The organism is Nostoc sp. DedQUE02 (assembly GCF_034531035.1).
Lineage (GTDB): Bacteria > Cyanobacteriota > Cyanobacteriia > Cyanobacteriales > Nostocaceae > Nostoc.
Window position 1 is genome coordinate 57093 of sequence record NZ_JAVRBY020000031.1, and the last position, 20204, is coordinate 77296.

General features: G+C 41.2%; 15 protein-coding genes and 1 tRNA gene. 7 read left to right on the forward strand and 9 right to left on the reverse strand.

Features of this window, described 5'->3' with window-relative positions:
• Positions 1–320 precede the first annotated feature (320 nt).
• The 5 genes from rsfS to RMX98_RS21960 all read left to right on the forward strand — a co-directional run bounded on the left by rsfS (position 321) and on the right by RMX98_RS21960 (position 4044).
• Entirely contained in the window at positions 321–779 is a 459-nt protein-coding gene (gene rsfS, locus RMX98_RS21940; protein WP_322679517.1) for a ribosome silencing factor, read from the forward strand.
• Positions 776–1276: a CGLD27 family protein gene (locus RMX98_RS21945; RefSeq protein ID WP_322679518.1), complete on the forward strand. Its 501-nt coding sequence runs from the start codon at positions 776–778 to the stop codon at positions 1274–1276. Before rsfS ends, RMX98_RS21945 begins: the two co-directional genes overlap by 4 nt.
• 130 nt (positions 1277–1406) lie before the next feature.
• Positions 1407–2360 (forward strand): asparaginase, encoded by a 954-nt coding sequence (locus tag RMX98_RS21950; protein WP_322679519.1) that lies wholly within the window; start codon positions 1407–1409, stop codon positions 2358–2360.
• A gap of 46 nt (positions 2361–2406) precedes the next feature.
• Positions 2407–2483 (forward strand) — tRNA-Met (locus tag RMX98_RS21955).
• A gap of 103 nt (positions 2484–2586) precedes the next feature.
• Positions 2587–4044, forward strand: coding sequence for a YcjF family protein (locus RMX98_RS21960; protein WP_322679520.1), 1458 nt, complete (start codon positions 2587–2589; stop codon positions 4042–4044).
• A gap of 177 nt (positions 4045–4221) precedes the next feature.
• Here the strand turns inward: RMX98_RS21960 and RMX98_RS21965 are convergent, their stop codons facing one another.
• Positions 4222–5271: an anti-sigma factor antagonist gene (locus RMX98_RS21965; RefSeq protein WP_322679521.1), complete on the reverse strand. Its 1050-nt coding sequence runs from the start codon at positions 5269–5271 to the stop codon at positions 4222–4224.
• A 198-nt stretch (positions 5272–5469) separates the two neighbouring features.
• Here RMX98_RS21965 and RMX98_RS21970 point away from each other — a divergent pair, with 198 nt between their 5' ends.
• Positions 5470–6267 (forward strand): 7-carboxy-7-deazaguanine synthase QueE, encoded by a 798-nt coding sequence (locus RMX98_RS21970; RefSeq protein ID WP_322679522.1) that lies wholly within the window; start codon positions 5470–5472, stop codon positions 6265–6267.
• A gap of 440 nt (positions 6268–6707) precedes the next feature.
• Here the strand turns inward: RMX98_RS21970 and RMX98_RS21975 are convergent, their stop codons facing one another.
• The 6 genes from RMX98_RS21975 to RMX98_RS22000 all read right to left on the reverse strand — a co-directional run bounded on the left by RMX98_RS21975 (position 6708) and on the right by RMX98_RS22000 (position 13160).
• Positions 6708–7439, reverse strand: a complete 732-nt coding sequence (locus RMX98_RS21975; protein ID WP_322679523.1) for an iron-containing redox enzyme family protein — start codon at positions 7437–7439, stop codon at positions 6708–6710.
• Between the two features lie 984 nt (positions 7440–8423).
• On the reverse strand, positions 8424–9476 hold the full coding sequence (gene lpxD / locus RMX98_RS21980; protein ID WP_322679524.1) for a UDP-3-O-(3-hydroxymyristoyl)glucosamine N-acyltransferase: 1053 nt from the start codon (positions 9474–9476) through the stop codon (positions 8424–8426).
• Between the two features lie 124 nt (positions 9477–9600).
• A complete protein-coding gene (locus RMX98_RS21985) occupies positions 9601–10692 on the reverse strand; it encodes a hypothetical protein (RefSeq protein ID WP_322679525.1) in 1092 nt (363 codons plus the stop codon).
• 583 nt (positions 10693–11275) lie between these two features.
• Complete coding sequence (locus tag RMX98_RS21990; protein WP_322679535.1) at positions 11276–12511, reverse strand: NAD(P)/FAD-dependent oxidoreductase; 1236 nt, start codon at positions 12509–12511, stop codon at positions 11276–11278.
• Between the two features lie 51 nt (positions 12512–12562).
• Entirely contained in the window at positions 12563–12727 is a 165-nt protein-coding gene (gene rd / locus RMX98_RS21995) for a rubredoxin (protein WP_322679526.1), read from the reverse strand.
• Positions 12728–12965: 238 nt separating this feature from the next.
• A complete protein-coding gene (locus RMX98_RS22000) occupies positions 12966–13160 on the reverse strand; it encodes a hypothetical protein (RefSeq protein ID WP_322679527.1) in 195 nt (64 codons plus the stop codon).
• A 420-nt stretch (positions 13161–13580) separates the two neighbouring features.
• Between RMX98_RS22000 and RMX98_RS22005 the strand changes: the two genes are divergently transcribed.
• Complete coding sequence (locus RMX98_RS22005; RefSeq protein ID WP_322679528.1) at positions 13581–14138, forward strand: SRPBCC family protein; 558 nt, start codon at positions 13581–13583, stop codon at positions 14136–14138.
• Positions 14139–14611: 473 nt separating this feature from the next.
• On the opposite strand, the gene RMX98_RS22010 is transcribed toward RMX98_RS22005, so the two are convergent.
• Positions 14612–15481, reverse strand: coding sequence for a glycosyltransferase family 2 protein (locus RMX98_RS22010; protein WP_322679529.1), 870 nt, complete (start codon positions 15479–15481; stop codon positions 14612–14614).
• A gap of 331 nt (positions 15482–15812) precedes the next feature.
• Positions 15813–18431 carry an ATP-dependent chaperone ClpB gene (gene clpB / locus RMX98_RS22015; RefSeq protein WP_322679530.1) on the reverse strand — a complete coding sequence of 873 codons (2619 nt, stop codon included), beginning with the start codon at positions 18429–18431 and terminating at the stop codon, positions 15813–15815.
• Positions 18432–20204 lie beyond the last annotated feature (1773 nt).

Below are 20204 nucleotides of genomic sequence, written 5' to 3' on the forward strand. Positions count from 1 at the left end.
ACGCGAAAAAGTAATCTTTTTCGCGGGAAATATCCTAAATGTCACCCCAAATACTCAATTAATCCCCAGTAGAGCGAACACTATTTTCACCGGAAATCCTGGCTGAAAAGATAATGGTTAATTTATCACTACACAATAGCCATCTGCAACTGCTGATTGCTGATGTCGAAATCTAAGCAGCCAATTATCAAACTAGCCCCCATAGACACACGTTTTTTTGTTAGTATTCAAAAAAACCTATTGACACATTTTCAGATCAATTGTTTGTGATTTGTAAGTAAATGTAAACAATTGTTTCACAAGAAAGCACCTGAGGTTTAATGACTGATTACTTCCAAGGAAATTTCCCATTACAATCCGTTCCACTGACGAAAAGTGTGGTAAAGAGCCACGCCCATACCGAAGAGGAGAGCGGAAAATTAGCTGCAACGATAGCAGAAGCGGGATTAGACCGCAAAGCAGGTGAGATTGTATTGCTCAAAGTAGCAGAGGTATCTTATCTAGCGGATTACTTTGTGATGATGACTGGCTATTCTAGGGTACAAGTCAGGGCGATCGCTCAAGCAATTGAAGGAAAAGTCGAAACTGAGTTGCAACGGCGTCCCATAAGAACAGAAGGAAAAGTCGAGGGTAGTTGGGTATTACAAGACTACGGTGATGTGATTGTTCACATCATGATGCCCAAAGAACGGGAGTTTTATAATTTAGAAGCGTTCTGGATTCATGCAGAACGTATTTCCCTTCCAGAATCTGATGAGGGTGAGGGTAAACCAACATGATTAGGTCTTCGGTTTCTAATTGCCCAGTTCCTACAGACCAACAACCGCTCAATGAGTACGAAGAGTTAAAAACTTCCTGGCTATTTCGTGATACGACTTTAGATTGGCGCGAGTATATCACGAAACTTGTTTGGATTTGGGGTTTGTCTTGGCTCTTGGCAGGGCCCATAGCTGCGGCAAGTTTTCCCCCTCACAAGTATATTGCACATTTTCTTCTCTGTAGTGCAGCCGGAGCGAGTGTCGGATTAGTGCTAATACTGGTAAGGTTGTACTTAGGTTGGTTCTACGTGTGCGATCGTCTTTGCAGTCCTACGGTATTTTATGAAGAGTCAGGCTGGTATGACGGACAAACTTGGACAAAACCAGAGGAAGTCCTCAACCGCGATCGCTTAATTGTGGCATACGAAATCAAACCCATTCTGCGGCGGTTACAATTTACCTTTGCTGGCTTGGCGGGAATGTACGTTACTGGTACTATAGTTTGGCATTTGTTTTAAAAAGTCATTAGTCATTGGTCATTGGTCATTAGTCATTAGTCATTCGTGAATAAACAAATGACTTATGACAAAGGACAAAGGACAAATTACTAATGACTAATTAATTAAAAAAGGTAATAAATATAAACCCATGACAATGGGAAAACGAACTCAAGCCACAGCACTGGAAGTCCGGTTGCTGCGGGAAGGTATTATTGAATCCAGGCATATAGTCCAAGCTGTTGTCTGCGACGAACGAGGACGGGTTCTAACCGTTGCCGGAAATTCTGAAACTGCTGCATTTATCCGTTCAGCGCTCAAACCATTTCAGGCACTCGCTGTCACCACAACAGGTACATTGGAACGCTATCAACTCAGCGATCGCGACTTAGCAATTATCACAAGTTCCCATAAAGGAAGAATAGATCAAGTCCGACAGGTATTTAACATCCTTTGGCGGGCCGATCTTGACCCAACTATACTCCAGTGTCCAATTCCTGAAGATAAGCAAAGCCCTCTGGAATACAATTGCTCTGGAAAACATGCAGGGATGTTAGCTGTTTGTCAGCAACGCCATTGGCCCTTGAATAACTATTTGGATCGCAAGCACCCAATCCAGCAGTTAATTTTGGGCAAAGTAGCAGAGTTGCTGCGAATGCCAGCCGCAGAATTTATCAGCGCTCATGACGACTGTGGCGCACCAACTTATCTGATGCAACTCGGTCACATGGCATCTTTATATGCGCTGCTAGCCTCTAGTACCAACTTGGATATGGAGCGCATCGTTCGTGCTATGACTCATCACCCCGCGATGGTCGCAGGAGATGGAGAATTTGATACGGAACTGATGCGCTTAACTCCAGGAGAACTAGTCAGTAAAACAGGTGCTGAAGGAGTGCAGTGCATTGGTAGACTCGGCGAAGGCTTGGGATTGGCAATCAAAGTTATGGATGGGGCAAAACGAGCAAAATATGCCGTTGCTATTCACTTACTCCAGCAAATGGGTTGGATTAGTCCCAGTGCCGCCGAAAGCCTCTCAGAAAAGTTTGTCACCTTAGGAAAATACAAGCGTTTAGAAGTAATTGGAGAATTATCATTTTTGTAGTTGCCAAACTCTTGACTATAGGTTATGCTATAAAAGTTAAGAGCGACGCGGGATAGAGCAGCCTGGTAGCTCGTCGGGCTCATAACCCGAAGGTCAGTGGTTCAAATCCACTTCCCGCCACCAAATAAAATATAAAACAAAACCCTACAATCAGTAAAGATTGCAGGGTTTTGTTTTATTTTGATCTATTCTGGAAGAAATAGCCATCTAAAAGGCGCGGAGAATCATGGTTGTGAAGTTGCAGCGACCAATTTTAGTGGGAGGATTGGGACTGTCCTTTTCCTTGTGGATGTTGGACAGTTGGCACGATTCTATAGTTCAGGTAGGTGAGTTTGGTTTGTTGAGTGCCTTAGCTGTAGGCGGTGGTTTGTGGTTATTCCAAAAAAATCGCCCGAAAGACAGTTTAGAGCAGCTAGATGGTATGGTTGTGGATCGGGCGACTGTAGGAAGTGCGATCGCTAAAACTGAAACTGTAATTAACCAACTAGCACAAGAAGCAGAAAACCATCCAGCATTAGAGACACTGCGAGAACAAGTTGCCCAATTGTTGTTGGAATTAGATAGACAAAAAATTAAAGTGGCTGTGACTGGCGGTAAATCCGTAGGTAAAAGCACTTTAATTAAAGTGCTAAAGGAAAATGTCGAGACACCAAGTTTCGTGTCTCTACAAGAGACAGCACCTTTATTTAGAGAAGTGGGTGAAAATTCAGATGCGGCTATTTTGGCGGAAGTCGCAAAATCTGATTTTGTTCTATTTCTGACAAACGGTGATTTAACAGATTCAGAATTTCAAACCTTACAGCAGCTAAAGGCTGCAAATCTGCCTACCATGCTGGTTTTCAACAAACAAGACCAGTATCTAAACGATGAAAGCGCTAGCATCTTGCTGTCTTTGAAACAGCGAATCCAGGGAAATGTAGTTGCAACTGCCGCCTCTCCCATTGCCATCAAAGTCCGAAAGCATGAGGCTGATGGCACTATGCAAGAGTGGATGGAACAACCAGCAGCAGATATCCAGCAGTTGACGCAGCAGTTGGGTGAAGTTTTGGCACAACAGGGACAACGGCTAGTTTGGGTAACTACCATCAGGAAAGCCGAGTTGTTGAAAGCTGAGGCGAAAAACTGGCTGAATGGAATTAGACGCGATCGCGCCACCCCAATTATTGAACAATATCAATGGATAGCTGCTGCTGCTGCCTTTGCTAACCCAGTACCAGTCCTTGACATTCTGGCAACTGCGGCAATTAATGCTCAAATGGTAATGGATTTGGGTAATATCTATCAGCAAAAATTTTCCCTAGAACAGGCGCAAACCGTAGCTGGAACAATGGGAAGTTTGATGCTGAAACTGGGTTTAGTTGAACTTTCTACGAATGCTATTAGTACTGTTCTGAAAAGCAATGCCGTTACCTTCGTTGCTGGTGGCGCAGTGCAGGGAGTAAGTGCAGCTTATCTGACTAGAGTAGCAGGGTTAAGTTTAGTTGAATATTTCCAACAGCAGGAAATAGCAATAGATTCTGGGACTGGTTTAAATTTGGAGAATTTGCGACAAACCTTACAAAAGGTATTTCAGCAAAATCAGCAGATTGGTTCTTTGCAGGGATTTGTTAAGCAAGGTATAAAGCGTTTGCTACCAGAGGTGCAGCAGGTTGAAGTAGTGGGTGTTCAAGACGCAGTAGGATAATTTCATCCTGAGGATTACCAAATTTTGGACTTTGGATTGAATGATTTAAAATCCAAAATTGGCTGGCACTTGCGTGGTGAATCAAAAATACACCCAAACCTAAAATAGGCTTGGGTGTATTTTTGAATATCGTGAGAGTTAGGAAGTTAGCAAAAAATTGTGAATAAGGGTAGTTAGCTAAACAGCACCACTGTTTCTATTAAATAGAATAGTTATAGTTTTGAAAATTAGCTTTAAATCGTACACCAAACTCCAATTTTTTTGATACTGCAAATCCAGGCGAATTACATCTTCAAAACTACGGACTGTAGAACGTCCATTGACTTGCCATTCACCAGTCATACCGGGTTTTACATCTAAACGTTGCCACTCCGGTACTTCGTAGCGTTCCACTTCATCGGGTGTAGGTGGTCGAGTGCCAACTAAACTCATCTCTCCTTTGAGGACGTTCCAAAATTGAGGTAATTCATCAAGACTAGTTCGCCGTAAAAAGCGCCCTACCTTGGTAATTCTAGGGTCATTCTCATTCTTGAAAAAAGCGCCTTGCACTTGGTTTTTGACTTGGGATTTCTTCGCTTCTGCATCCACACACATAGAGCGGAATTTCCAAATCTCAAACCGCTTTCCCATCCAACCACAACGGGTTTGACTAAAGAAAATTGGCCCGGGATCATTAATTTGAATAGCGATCGCGATCGGAATAAACAAAACTCCTGTAATTAATAAACCAACTACTGACCCGATAATGTCTAAGAATCGTTTCATCCAAGATGCTACAGAAGGGTGAGTAGCGGGTAACGGCTCTACTTTACGGGAAGTTGTCTTCCGATTATCTACTACCTCTTCTGGTTCTATTAGCGACCCATCGTCGACAGACTCAAGGGGAAAAACTTGATCCAATCCGGTGAGTTTTAGGACTGCCATTACCTGAGGTGTTACATTCCGCAGTGTTAGTGTAATTTCTTTCGCCTGAGCAGATTTAAAATTACTTACCAGCGCACCTAAACCACTACTGTCCATAAAAGTAGTTTGGTGAAAATCAATGATGATTTGCTTGAGATGTGAATTGGGCTGGATTAAGCCTTGGCAGGTTTGCTTAAAGCCTAAAGCCTCCAGCACGCTCAACCGTGTCGGCACCTGCACTATAGCCGTGTCGTCTAAGGAATTAACTGGAAAATCGACCTCTGTCGGTTGGCTAGTCATGAAGCTCTGCACTTTCGTTGCCATGTATAATGTAATCTGCCAAACATTATTTTGTCCTAGAAAATTACTTAACCTAATATCAGAATCAGTAGTAATAAGGACTAATTTCTATTTACCGGGGCTGAGATTGGAGATCGTTAGCGACGATTCACAATAGAATAAGAAGCCAAAAAACATCCTTACTGTTGTGCCGACGCAGCGCGATCGCCTTTCTCTCATCTTATGATTGCTAAAAATACGGTTACACCTACCGCACGCCTGATTGAGGTCTTTTCTGCCATTCAAGGGGAAGGACTGAATGTAGGGACACGTCAGATATTTATTCGTTTTGCTTTGTGTGATTTGCGCTGTCACTTTTGTGATAGTGCCCACACGTGGAATGCACCTGCTACTTGTCGGATAGAGCGATCGCCTGGATTGCGCGACTTTGAAATTTACTCTAACCCTGTCCCATTACCCATGTTAATCGAATGGGTAAAACAGCAAAATCTACCTTGTTTACACGATAGCATTAGCTTAACCGGAGGCGAACCACTTCTTCATGCCCCATTTTTAACGCAGTTTCTACCCCAAGTGCGAGCCATAACTGGTCTACCTATATACTTAGAAACTGGCGGACATCGCCTAGAACAACTAGTAATGATTCTCCCCTACTTAGACTCTGTAGGTATGGATTTCAAATTGCCCAGTGTTAGCGGCGAAAGTCATTGGCAAGAACATGCTAAATTTCTCCAATTATGTCATGACTCATATTTAAATGTTTTTGTCAAGATAATTGTGTCTCAAGACACAGATCCTGCCGAGTTAGAACGTTCAGCTTTGTTGGTGGCAGAGGTTAGTCCAGATATCTCAGTATTTTTACAACCTGTTACGCCTTTGGCAGTATCAGAACAATTTTCCCCAATACCTGTACTTGCGCCTTCGAGCGATCAAGTTTTGACCTGGCAAGCTTTGATGAAGGGGTTTGTCAAGCACGTGCGTGTGATTCCCCAGACGCATAAAATGCTAAACCAACTGTAAAATTTGAGTTTGATAAAGATGTAGTCAAGAAAAAAGTAAGATTTTATGAAATGATTTTTGGGCTGTTGCCGCTAATCTAGGAGGCAGAGGAGGCAGAACAGGAGCAAAAGTTATTAAATTATTAACCAAAGCGTATTGTCCTGCCTCCTGCCACAAAACCCATAGCTTTGTACCTCATGTAAAAGAAAACTGCTGTAGCTAGCCGTGGTCTTGACCAGATTAATGGTGGTAATGTTAATAAGAGCATAGTAGGAAAGCGGCATTTAACTTTCTCCGTAGCAATATCCGTCAGTCGTATAGAATACCCTTCTTGTATTCTGACTTCTGACTGTTGAATTTTTTATCAAAAAAAATTTCCAAAATTAACCAACTTACAATATATAAGACTGGTAATTTTGGATAACTTTAATTAAACTATAATGTCGAGGATTGCTTTAGTATTAGCTTCGTAAAGTTAACGCTTCTTTTTCGATATTTTCGTCCATCCAAGAAAACATATCACCAATTGATTTAACCATATCTTCAACTCCTTCACGGAAGAGTTCAACATCTTTCTCAGATTTGGTATAAATTTGAGCCACTTGAATCAATTCGTCTGTGTGTTCTGGGTCTAAGTGGCAGTGGAGATGAAAATATTCGATGGTATGGTCATCAATACCTTTAAATATCTTACGAAGTCCTTCGATATATTTGATGAAAATTCCAGGTAAGACTTGTTCAATTGCTGCAAATCTTCCTAAAGAACGTACTATAGGTTCATCATCACAAAATTCAAATTTTTTAAAGCGTAATGCCGGAATGATAAACGCTCCATCCTCGGCATTGATATCAATTTTAGGACAATCAATACCTTTCATAAAACGCATAAATAATGCTACATGAGCAAGGTCTGAATTCAGTTCTCCATGCTCAGTAAATGCATTTTCTAGCATAATCGTCCTAGCATGGTAACTATCCATTTTAGACGCGACTTTCAGAAAAGCCATATTGAATCTGTTTGAGCCAGGTAGCATTTTCATTGCAAACTGGCGGATTGCATCTTGTGAAAATTCTCCTTTGGCAAAACGTTGAACAAAGGGATGTAGAGACAAATCCTGTGCTGTTGTGAGTTCTAACAAAACTTGCTGTAATTGGTTGGATATCTGAGTATCCAAAGAAAGAGTTGCAGTCATTATTTTAGGGTATAAGTGGGTTGTTGTTGATGCTTGATTGTCTAATTAGACGTGAATATCTGGACAATTACTCACGCAGTTTGCATAACAAAAAATGCATACCTTTTGTAACTATGTTTCAAAGGATGTTTGCAAATGCTTATTAACGAAGTGAATTGACTTCGGTTCAGATCAGCTTGAAAATTGATATTTTTTTCAGCAATTGAGCCAAAACTTCAACTAAAATGCGTTCCAAAAATTTTGTTTTTGGTTCAAATAACTGTATGCACAATTATTTGAACCAATTTGTTATCCTTATTTGTGAATAATTCAGTACAAGCTCGTACTTTGTCCTAGTAAAAATTTTAGTCTTTTATTTTTTTGTACGCAAACAAAAAAGCACTATTAACTAAATCTTCACTTTTTTCTGCAATTTCTAAAGTTGGTATGAAACTTTCAAGCGATTTTATTCCTAAGACAACTTGCTGAATCTTTAGATACTCAGCATTTACAAGATAATCCCGTATATTGAAAATATTTTGGGCAAAAGGAAAGAGGTACGGAGAAAATTGTTCCCTTTGTTAAAATATCATTCACTTCATACTTTTTTCTGCTTTTATAGCACAAGCCTTGATGGTGATGACATCATCTTTTGATGAAATTTAGATACAAAAAGACTTTTCACCCAGAACCCAGTCCCTTGCTATATCACACTTGTCTCAAACAAAATAATCTAGCAATTCTGCCTTGAGTGAGCTACAAAAACCCTCTAAGAGCAAACAAGGAGGGGACTATGATCTACCTCATTTAATTAGGAAACGCTATATGGTATAAGTACTATTTCACCAGACGAAACTAATTCAATTAATGTCATTCCAATTCCCATCTCTACTATAGGAATCAAAAGAAAATACTTTTGAACAAGAATACAGAATGGGACGTGCAAAATTCCCGCCCCACAAGAGTTATTTTGAATTTGGTTATGCAATTTAGATAAGTTTCAGCTTAATCATTGCTATTTTTGAATTTACGTTGCAATTGTTTTAGCGATTGATACATATCTGGCAGGCGACCATAAACAGCAGATACCTTGAGATAAAGTTTGTAAGGAAGGGCTGGAGTTCCGCAGACAATTTCTCCAGGGGCAACATCGTTGTGAATTCCAGTTTGAGCAGATGTCATTGCCCCATCTCCTATCTTCACTTGATTGACTATTCCTGTTTGTCCAGCTAAGATAACGCGATTTCCCAGTTTAACCCCTCCCGCCATGCCAACCTGACCTGCGATCGCACAACCAGAACCAATTTGGCAACCATGACCTACTTGCACCAAGCTATCAATTACTGTATTGCGACCTACTCGTGTTTCTCCGACGGCTGGACGGTCAATGCCAGTGTTGCAGCCAACTTCTACACCATCTTCTAAGACAGTGTAGCCAGATTGTTCCATTTTGAACCAACCAGTCCGGGTAGGAACAAAACCAAAGCCTTCTGCACCGATGACAGCACCACTGTGAATCACACAATCTGCACCGATGAGAGTCCGTTCGTGGATGGTACAGTTGGCGTGTAAGGTGGTGCGATCGCCTATTTTGGCATCTGGATAAATCACCACATTGGGATGAATGATTGCACCATTGCCAATTTCTACCCTTTGTTGAATCACAGCATGGGGGCCAATATAAACATCACTACCAACTTTTGCGGTGGAGTGAATCACAGCAGTGGGATGAATTTCTGGGGTAGGGCGATATGGTTGATAAAAAAGGGCGATCGCTTTGGCAAACAATAGTCGCGGATCTGGGGTCGCTAGCCAGACAATACCCCTTTCCTGTGCAACCCCCTGTAATTTTTCGTCTTGGGGCAAAATTAAAGCACTAGCATTGGTATTGCCGACAAAAGACCCAAATTTAGCACCTTCTACATAACTGAGAGTACCGAGGGTAGCTTCATCAATGGCTGCTACCCCTGTAATTTCTGGGTCTTGGTCTGGGTTGCTAGTCAGGCTATGATTGGTGGCTGCATCACCAAATTGACGGAGGATTTCGCTGAATTTCATTGTTGGGTGTGTTCAAAATTGATCTACAATCGCAAGATAATTTTCCCTCTTTATGATCCTTTTATAGACGTTGTAACGGTGATACAATCAGACCGTACCTAACTTCACTTCAGGTTGGAGTACTTCATCGACATTCTTCTGTTGATGGCTCTGGTGGTAAAGATGAGCCTATTTTCACTGAATCTTGTCTCAGTAGCGTCTTGAGGCGTTGATTATCTTCGGCGGCGATCGTTTCCCCATAGTGATGAAGTTGAAAAAGCTGGCAATAACGATTTTGTTTAGCGCAAATCAAGCAGCCATAGGCATGATTGCCGTTAGTACCGCATAGCCGATGTCCCATTACCGGGCCAAGAGAAATATTTTGCTCGCTAGCAACAGTGCTGAGAATTGAGCGCAGTTTTGACTCGAACTCCAATGACAAGTGTTGTTTACGTCCTGGTTGTGTACGATCCCATTCTGGAACGATTAATTCCTGTTTTAACAGACTCGCTTCAATCTCTTCAGACATGACAAGCCCAGATAGAATAACGTGACGGGAAATATGTGGCAATAGTGTCCGTGCTAATTGCCACATTAAAGCTTCATCAAACCACTCTTCAACCAGTGGACGCAGATACCAACAACAGGGAATGCCAAGGTTTACTAAATCTTGCAACAACTGTACCCGGCTCTGAATTGAGGCTTGCTCATAGCCTGGTTTCAAGGGTGGTAGACTAACAAAGACAGTGACTCGAAGGGAATGAGGTCGCTCTAGAGTTGTTTTGAGGCGCTCTAGAAAAGATTGACCAGGATGGACTTTGGTGGTGATGTAGACTAGGTTGGCGGCTTTGCGGTCAATTAGTGCATCCAGAATTGATAGCACACGTTCTCGATGGGCTGGAATAAAGGGGTCAGAGTAGTCGCATAGTGAAATCGGAAAACCCTTTTGCCCCTGTTGGGTGGCAAAAATGCGGTCTAGCAAAAGATCAAGTAGGTCAACTGGATCTGAGACATCCTGAAAGTTTTGTGGATAATGATGCCAGTCGCGGTCTTGATGACAGACACAATAGGCACATTCTATTGGACAGCGATTTTGAGCATTTGGCAGAAATGGATTGAGACTAAAGTATTTGACAGCACGCTCCTCATTAGGAATACCAAGCACTGGAAAGCCATGTAGCATATATTGACTACCCTGCAACCTAATTTCAGAGACAGTATTTTTACTTGTGTTCATACATTCTTTGTGAAAAAACTAATACACCCTAAAAATTTACCTTCTCTAGGGTGGCTGGTGTGAATGTAGAGTGGCAAGGTGGGAAATGCTAGAGGATTAGTATGAATTTTGATAAGTAAATATAGTTAAGTAGCGATCGCTTGTTCTTAAAGAACTGGTAAATGGCTTCGGGTTTACACGGAGACACTCTTACAAATAAGCTTTAAGAATACGAGTAAACTACGATGTATATACAAGTACTAAAAAACTACCTTGATTAGTTTTTAATTGCTGTTTTTATGGCTTTTTATGCACGACTACAGTAATTTTGAATAGGAGCTTTATTTTTGTAACTTTGTACTAACTAGAGAATTAACGTGAGTTTGACAAGTCTTATTTGACCTCTCCCCCAACCCCTCTCCGACACGGAGAGGGGAGCAAAAAGCTGAATTTTCCGTTGCTCTTCCCTTTGGGTTTCCCAGAGGTTAGTTGAACTCACGTATAACTAGTAAGTAAGATAGAGATTCATTTTGATGAGTTCATAGCAAGGGCTTTAATTATGACTACGAACTATCTTAAAATTGTCATAATTCCTATGACGATACTAGTCGCTAGTCGCCATTGCCACGCCTGCTAAATAACCGGTTGTCCAAGCACTTTGGAAGTTAAACCCACCGGTAACGCCATCAATATCTAAGATTTCTCCAGCAAAATAAAGACCAGGAACTAACCTACTTTCCATCGTCTTGAAGTTGACTTCTTTGAGCTTGACACCGCCACAGGTAACAAATTCTTCTTTGAAGGCTCCTTTGCCATTAATTAAGTATTGTCCCTGAGTAAGTTCTTGCACCAGTTGATTTAAGGTTTTACTCGATATTTCTGCCCAACGGTCTTCTGTGGTAATGCCTGTACGGGCAATGATATATTGCCAGAGACGATGAGGTAGATCGACGCCACGATGCAATGCGATCGCTTTTTTTCCCCATTCATCTTTAACTGCTAAAACTTTTTCTCGCACTTGTTCATGGTGCAAATTAGGCAGCCAATTAATCAATAATCTGGCTTCATAGCGGCTTTCGTGCAGAACTCTCGCACCCCAAGCCGAAAGCTTCAAAACAGCCGGGCCACTCAAACCCCAGTGAGTAATTAGTAATGGCCCAGTTTGTTGTAATTGGGATTTTCCGCCCGCAGATAACCGCAATTGGGCAGGGTTAACGCTAACTCCAGCCAATTGTCGTAGCTTTTGATCGAGAATATTGAAGGTAAATAATGAGGGTACTGGCGGTTCAATTTGATGACCTAACTCTCGGACAATTTTATAACCTGCAAGGCTGCTACCGGTCGCCAGAAGGAGGCGATCGCATTTAATCGTCTCTCCCGACTTCAGAAGAACATCAAAACCCCCATCTGCTGAGGTTCTCACCGAAGTTACATGCGTACCGATACGGAGTTTTACCCCAGCTTTCGCCACTGATTTAATCAAACATTCCACAATGGTTTCTGAAGTATTGGTGACAGGAAACATCCGGCCATCAGCTTCCGTTTTGAGATAGACTCCACCAGCAGCAAACCAAGCTACTGTATCTTGAGGCCCAAACCGAGTCAAAGCACCCCGCAAAGCTTTTGCACCTCTGGGGTAATTTTGCACTAACTCTTCAGGGTCAAAGCAAGCGTGAGTTACGTTGCAGCGTCCGCCACCAGAAATTAGCACTTTCGCTAGGGGTTGGCGACTAGCTTCGAGTAAAGTAACTTGGGCATCAGGATTGGCTTTAGCACAAGCGATCGCGCCAAAAAATCCTGCTGCCCCACCCCCAATAACTACAATTTGTAACGGTAACAATTTCAAAAATGTCTCTTTTACAGCACCTACTTTCTAGGCTAGCTGTTATTTTCACTCTTCATAAGGTTCAAAGTCATCTTTTGTCGCACCACAAGTTGGACATGACCAATCTTCTGGGATATCTTCAAAGGCTGTTCCCGGTGCTATGTCGCTATCTGGATCGCCTTGTGCTGGGTCATATATATAGCTGCAAACAGTACATCTATACTTGGCCATGTTCCTTTTTCCTCGTAAATTGTTGGCATTGCTTCAGTATTAAATACTTTTGGCAATGAGTCAAAAAGGCCTAGTCATTTGTCATTAGTCCAAGAGAAACCACGCCCACCCAACGGCATCGCTTGGGACGTGGTTTGAATTAGTTCGATATCATTAGTTTTTTTCGCCCAGGAGTGGCACGGTATATACCAAAAACTCTTGTATCTTAGACAAATGACCAATGACCAATGACAAATAACTAAAAACGCCACCATGTCCTTTGGGCGTAACTGATAATCCCAATGGCGATCGCTCCAAGTAGAAATAGCCAAATAATTCCACCTGGAATAAAAGTGAGAATACCAATACCTCTGAGTACCCAAACGGCGACACTAATACCGAGAAGGATACCGAAAATCTGGATTAATCTACGATTTAAAGAAGATTTACTCACGTAATTTTCCTCTCAACTCAACAGACATTACACTTAATATTGATAATTAAAATATGAAGTTACCATGAAGTTGTAGTTTCTTCAGAAATAACACGTAAAAATCAAGAGATACTATTTAAAGATTCGGGTAAGGTGCTTGATGTTAAATCGTCTTTGTGCCATTCTAGCTGTTAACAAGGCAGTTTTTCATCTAGAAATATTACTTTGACAAAACTCACTTAAGTATTAATTATGTTAATTGTGATCAGAAACACAGTTTTTACAGTGAAGTGACTGAAATAATTAGCAACAAATCACCGTTTCCGGAAAAAATAAGTATTAAACTGGAACTAATTTAATGGGTTGGATCTAAATCAAGTTTTATGGCTTGTAGTTTCAACTCGATTTAGGTGGATGAGTTGAGGAGTAACTTAAATCATTATGTCTGCGTCTTATATATCAGATTCAATTATTGCAGGTTCAGATATGGCTTGGAGTCAAGACAAGCAAAAGTTGCTGGTACAGGGTGAAATTTTAGTAGAAACGCGATCGCACAAGACATCAGGTGGCGCGGTGACAGCCTGGATGTATTTACCGATGATGCGATCGCACGTTTGGCAGCAATTAACTGATTATCCTCGCTGGGTGCAATATTTTCCCGATATCACCAAGAGTGAGGTGGTACATAAAGGTGAAGCCAAACGTTTGTATCAAGCAGCACAAAAAGCCTTCTTCTTTTTCACGGCTCAAGTGGAAATTTACCTCAACGTTGTAGAAGTTCTGGGGCAGCAAATTCAATTTCGCATGGTAAAAGGGACTTTTGAGGACTTCAACGCCAATTTAGAACTCAATGATTGTGGTAGTGGCACAATCCTTGCTTATACTGTGCAAGCCACACCTTTAATTCCAATTCCATCAATTTTCATTCAACAAGCAATGAACTTAGAACTGCCTGCAAATATGCGTAAAATGCGACAAGTTATGTGTAAAAATCAATAAAAAATTTCGGCGCTGTTGGTTTGAAAACTGACAATAAATAAATTATCCATCTTGTGGGGTGGGCATCCTGCCCGCCCTAAATACGAGACGGGTTGGAAAACGCATCCCACAAGAAAATTTGGGATGTTTTTTACTTGGAAGTCCCTTAAGTTGACACGAATAATATATAGAACTCATATTTGATTGCGTGAAAAAAATTCGGTATACCTTAATCTTCCGAAATCCTATTGCCTATTAGACTTTTGGCATTTGTGCTTTTTGCACTCTTAGGGGAAAAGGGTAAAGGTTATGGTTCGGCAAGCTCACCAACCAGGGGAAAGGGAAAATAACAAACCTTTCTCCCTTTCCCCTTCTTGGGACCCCACCTTCCCCTTTTCCCGACTTTTGCCAAGAAGTCTATTGCCTATTGCCTACTAAGCCAAGTGATTTCAGTAATCAAACCGGATTCCTATATACCGTGTCCCTACGACTTATTATTTAGTGTTTAAATACGAAATCGATTTCATGAATCGAGTCATAATTGATTGAGGTAATCGTTGCGGATACTTATAAAAATAGAAAAATCTTAATGGAATAAAAATCATAATTCGATTCAAACGTATCTCCCATTGCTCTCGAAAGGAGAGTGTTTTAGCATAATCCTTAAACAACTGTTGGATTCGCGTTTCACTTGTTCCATTTGTAGAATCATCAAAAGTTTTCGTTCCTGGATAATATCTATAATTTCCCCAAGTTTCATTAAAATATTTTACATGAGCTACTTTAACTGCTTTAAGTAAAAAATCTATATCCATTGCATAATGCTCTTCAACTTTGTAAACTCCAATCTGTTGATGCAAGGATTTGTGGTAGAAATAAGCCGATGGATTCACAGGAAAAGCAGCATCAATAATTCCGTCATCATTAATTTGCTTTTTCATCAGTAAATCAACTGACCGTAGCCGTCTAGGTTTATTAATATGAATTAACTTGTCTCGAAGATCCCATGTATTACAATTGCCAACAATCAAGCTAGGTTCTGGTAGAGTTTTAAATAGTTCTAAGATGCGGCTAAGAAGGTTTGGCTCATAGAAATCATCAACGTTTAAAATGCCTATAATCGCTCCCTGTGCCATAGCAATTCCTTTATTCAATGCATCTGATTGTCCCTGGTCTTTTTCAGAAATCCAGTGGATGTGAGGATATTGATTGGCATAATGTTTGATAATGTTTATTGTTTTGTCGCTGGAACCGCCATCAACAATGATATGCTCGACTTCTGCAAAATTTTGATTAATGACATTTTGAAAGCAGGATTCTATAAATTTCTCACCGTTATAAACTGGTGTAATTATACTAATCATTAGTTATCACCTCGTATAAAGAGACTAGGGGACTGGGGATTTGGAAAGAGTTTTCCTAATTACTTTTATGAACATAATTTAGGATTCCCATTTTCCCCTAGATAATTAAAAAACCCGATCTCTTTCAGAAAACGGGTTTTGTATGTGACTTATGAGGTGTGATATCATGTCCGCCAAATTAGCCATAATAAAAGAACCCCACCCCTTCAGAAGCTGTGCTTTGTCTCCCTGCCCCTAATCTCCAGAGGGGGCCCCGAGTTCCCCGCACGCAGGGAGGGGTTGGGGGTGGGGTTCTTCGGATTTAATAAGTAATCAAGCGGACATAATATGATTAGCTGGTAAATACTTCAGCAGGTAAGCGGCTAAAAGAAAGACGCTCATTTTGCACATCTACAAAGATGGTATTGCCGTCATTAAATTCGCCGCGCAAGATGGCTTTGGCAATTTGAGTTTCTAACTCTCGCTGAATCGCTCGCTTCAATGGACGCGCCCCATATACTGGATCATACCCTACTTCTGCTAAAAAGTCAAGGGCAGCATCCGAGAGTTTGAGAGATATTTTGCGATCGCCCAATCTTTGCCGCAATCTTTCCACTTGCAACAGCACAATTTGCCGCAATTCCCTCTTATCTAAACCGTGGAAGATGATGATTTCATCAATCCGGTTCAGGAACTCTGGACGGAAGCTATTTCGCATTGCTTCCATGACTCGACGGCGCATTTCATCGTAGTGGCTGTTATCCCCAGCGATATCAAGAATGTACTGCGAACCGATGTTGCTAGTCATGATGATAATAGCGTTCTTGAAATCCACCTTATGACCTTGGGCATCAGTGACGCGACCATCATCGAGAATTTGCAAGAAGATATTAAAGACATCGGGGTGTGCTTTCTCGATTTCGTCGAAAAGAATCACTGAGTAAGGACGGCGACGAATCGCTTCTGTAAGTTGTCCGCCTTCTTCATAACCTACGTATCCTGGAGGCGCACCGATTAAACGAGAGACGGCGTGTTTCTCCATGTACTCAGACATATCGATTCGCACCAGCGCATCTTCGCTATCGAACATATACTGAGCCAGTGCTTTCGCCAACTCGGTTTTACCCACACCCGTAGGCCCAAGGAAAATAAAGCTAGCGATGGGACGATTAGGATCGGCCAGTCCAGCGCGCGATCGCTGAATTGAATCCGCTACAGCTGTGACTGCTTCTTCTTGTCCAACTACTCGGCGGTGAAGTTCATCTTCTAAATGCAGCAGTTTTTCTTTCTCAGATTCCACTAACTTGCTGATCGGAATTCCTGTCCATTTAGAAATAATTTCAGCAATATCACCTTCTGTGACTTCTTCTCTTAATAGTGATTTACCACTTCTTTGAGTGTTTGCCAATTCAGCTTCTATTGCTTCCAATTGACGATGCAAACTGGTTAAAGTGCCGTATTTCAACTCCGCAGCGCGGTTAAGGTCGTAGTCGCGTTCTGCTTGCTGAATCTCTAAATTGACCTGTTCAATCTCTTTTTTCACAGACTGAATTTTGTCAATGATATCTTTTTCAGACTGCCATTGAGTATTTAGAGTTTTTTGTTCTTCTTTGAGATCGGCAATTTCTTTTTCCAGTCTTCCTAAACGTTCGCGAGAAGCAGCATCGCTTTCTTTTTGCAGCGATAGCTTCTCCATTTCCAATTGCAGAATCTTGCGATCGATTTCGTCGAGTTCTTCTGGTTTGGAGGTAATCTCCATTTTTAATCTCGCGGCGGCTTCGTCTACCAAGTCAATTGCCTTATCTGGTAGGAAGCGATCGCTAATATATCGACTCGACAATACGGCGGCGGCAACTAAAGCACTATCAGAAATCTTCACCCCGTGGTGGTTTTCATAACGTTCTCTCAACCCGCGCAAAATCGAAATACTATCTTCTACACTAGGTTGATCGACATAAACCTGTTGGAACCGTCTTTCTAGTGCGGCATCTTTTTCGATATATTTGCGGTATTCATCCAGGGTTGTCGCGCCAATACAGCGCAATTCGCCCCGCGCCAACATTGGTTTTAACAAGTTACCAGCATCCATCGCCCCTTGAGTTGCACCAGCGCCGACAACGGTGTGAATTTCATCAATAAATAAAACAATATTGCCACCAGATTCGGTAACTTCCTTTAATACTGCTTTCAGGCGTTCTTCAAATTCACCCCGGAATTTTGCCCCTGCAATCAAAGCACCCATATCTAAAGCGATTAGCTTGCGGTCTTTGAGGGATTGAGGTACATCACCTGCGATAATGCGCTGTGCTAATCCTTCGGCGATCGCAGTTTTACCAACACCTGGTTCGCCAATTAGCACAGGATTATTTTTGGTACGGCGAGAAAGAATTTGCACAGTCCGACGAATCTCATCATCTCGCCCAATCACTGGATCGAGTTGACCTTTACGCGCGGCTTCTGTAAGGTCACGCCCGTATTTTTCCAGTGCTTCGTATTTGCCTTCTGGATTTTGATCGGTCACTTTTTGGCTCCCCCGAACTTGTTTAATAATATTTTTGAGTTTGCCTTCGTCTAAACCAAACTCTTGGAATAAAGCTTTGCCAAAGCGGTCATCTTTAGCGTAAGCCAACAATAAGTGTTCAATTGAAATATATTCGTCTTGAAACTCTTTGCGATATCCGTCTGCCCGATCGAGAAGTGTATCTAAGCTGCGTCCCAAGTATACTGAGGTACTATTACCGGATACTTTTGGCTGACGTTGGAAAAATTGTTCAGTGCGATCGCGCAGTTTTTGGAGGTTAACACCCGCTTTTGTGAGAATCCCTGTTGCTAGACCATCTTGTTCTAGCAAAGCTTTCATCAGGTGTTCGCTTTCAATTTGCTGTTGTTGATATTGTTTAACAATATCCGGGGTATGAGCGATCGCTTCCCAGGCTTTTTCTGTAAATTGGTTAGGATTAGTAGGTTGCATAGACTTTTTCAGGAACGAACCATATTAGACATCGTAAAAGCGTAAAGCACTGCTGACCTCAGACCACGGCGGTTTTCCGTAGGTTAGACTCCAAAGAAAGGAAAATTTTTATTTTCATATCGTTATTGTAAGAAGATGAGGGCGATCGCCTAGATCGGTGTTCACGTCTTGTAAAAGTGGTATTTTCCCGTAGTTCCCATTTCTTATTTGTGATTCTCACTCATTGCACTTAACACGATACCTGAGAGGTTGTTTGAAAAGTGTTTCGCTGTGACTTTAGGCACTTTAGATCCTCCCTAACTCACGCCAGTCGCTCCACTTGCAAAAACCCCGAGACCGCGCTGGCTCCCCTTAAAAAAAGGCTACGGTGTACACACAAGTCTTTAAGAGTTACCTCATAAGCTTTTGATCCCCCCAACCCCCCTTAAAAAGGGGGGCAAAGAACTCTCAAAGTCCCCCAATTTATCGGGGGATTTAGGGGGATCTACGACAATTTTGGTTTTCTAGAAAGATGTGTGTACACCGTAGCTTAAAAAGAGGGGGGAACCAGAATCAAACTCCACCACTGTTCATCTCCAAATATTCTATGATGACTTTTCCAGGGAAGTAATGCAATACGCTTGGGTTAAGGCTAAAAACTAAATATATATATGTTGTCCGTCGAAAATAATTAAAGCGATTATACTTCTGATATAGTGCCTTTTAGGTTTGACTAATTATCAGTAGCTACGATTAAGTTTTGGACTGATTTAATTTATGAGTTCATACGTTTAAAGCCTGGTAAACTATCCTGTTTTCATCAGTGTTTATTTGCTATATCTTTTATCCAATCTGCTTTATATTTATAGCCTATTTATCACCTTCAGGCACAACATACACGTACAGTTATTAAAATTTTGTGTTGACTTCTACTGAACGATAGAAAAACTATACTCCGTTAGACATAATATTGATATCATTAGTCACTGACCATTGGAATGATTTAATTTTTTATCAAAATATTTATTGGTGATTTTATACAAGTTATACAACTTATACGCTATTAAAACATTTATTTAAACATGAGCTTTAACAATAGGATGTTACAGTAAACCTTGTTAACAAAAATTATATTTAGTAACCCAAATAAAAGGTTAATTTAGGCAATGTGGTCAGGAAAACTAGTGTCTTTAGTATATTAGTTGCTGCCATCAAAGCTACTGTAGAAATCCGATTTGATTACTGAACTTACTTGCGTAATACCAATTTTTTATGAAGCTGCATAGAATTCGATCCCGTCTAGCCTCCCTTAATAAGAGCTACGGTGTACACACAAGTCCTATTACCCCCCTCAATTCCCCCTTATAAAGCTGACTTTTCACGGTATCTGGAAAACCTCTTTTGTATTTCTCTCTTCCTTTTAGGAGAGAGACTTTGAATTTTCCCCCTTCCCTCATAGAGAAGAGGGTTAGGGGGTTAGGTCAATCGTTAGCTTTTCCACATAAGGTGAAAAGTCAGACTGATTAGACATTTATTGAACTTCAAGTCAGCACACAATAGATTCACGACTTAAGGACATTTCAAAGCTCAATAAAATCTCAATTTTGAAACTATGATGCATATAAATAATAGATTTCTAACTCATCCTTCATTTCTTCAAGGGCTACGAGTACTGCTTGTAGATAATCATGTCAATTTCTGCAATTTGTTCACGCCAATGTTGTAATCTTCTGGTAATGAAGGTGGAGAGTAAATGTATATTTTAACTCAAATTTTGCTTTTGATTAGCAAAAT

Bases quoted from the DNA above. Each gene is read 5' to 3' on its own strand.
- RMX98_RS21975 (WP_322679523.1), bottom strand. From the start codon at position 7,439: ATGACTGCAACTCTTTCTTTGGATACTCAGATATCCAACCAATTACAG.
- RMX98_RS22005 (WP_322679528.1), top strand. From the start codon at position 13,581: ATGTCTGCGTCTTATATATCAGATTCAATTATTGCAGGTTCAGATATG.
- RMX98_RS21970 (WP_322679522.1), top strand. From the start codon at position 5,470: ATGATTGCTAAAAATACGGTTACACCTACCGCACGCCTGATTGAGGTC.
- RMX98_RS21965 (WP_322679521.1), bottom strand. From the start codon at position 5,271: ATGGCAACGAAAGTGCAGAGCTTCATGACTAGCCAACCGACAGAGGTC.
- RMX98_RS21950 (WP_322679519.1), top strand. From the start codon at position 1,407: ATGACAATGGGAAAACGAACTCAAGCCACAGCACTGGAAGTCCGGTTG.
- lpxD (WP_322679524.1), bottom strand. From the start codon at position 9,476: ATGAAATTCAGCGAAATCCTCCGTCAATTTGGTGATGCAGCCACCAAT.
- RMX98_RS21960 (WP_322679520.1), top strand. From the start codon at position 2,587: ATGGTTGTGAAGTTGCAGCGACCAATTTTAGTGGGAGGATTGGGACTG.
- rd (WP_322679526.1), bottom strand. From the start codon at position 12,727: ATGGCCAAGTATAGATGTACTGTTTGCAGCTATATATATGACCCAGCA.
- rsfS (WP_322679517.1), top strand. From the start codon at position 321: ATGACTGATTACTTCCAAGGAAATTTCCCATTACAATCCGTTCCACTG.
- RMX98_RS22010 (WP_322679529.1), bottom strand. From the start codon at position 15,481: ATGATTAGTATAATTACACCAGTTTATAACGGTGAGAAATTTATAGAA.
- RMX98_RS21945 (WP_322679518.1), top strand. From the start codon at position 776: ATGATTAGGTCTTCGGTTTCTAATTGCCCAGTTCCTACAGACCAACAA.
- clpB (WP_322679530.1), bottom strand. From the start codon at position 18,431: ATGCAACCTACTAATCCTAACCAATTTACAGAAAAAGCCTGGGAAGCG.
- RMX98_RS21985 (WP_322679525.1), bottom strand. From the start codon at position 10,692: ATGAACACAAGTAAAAATACTGTCTCTGAAATTAGGTTGCAGGGTAGT.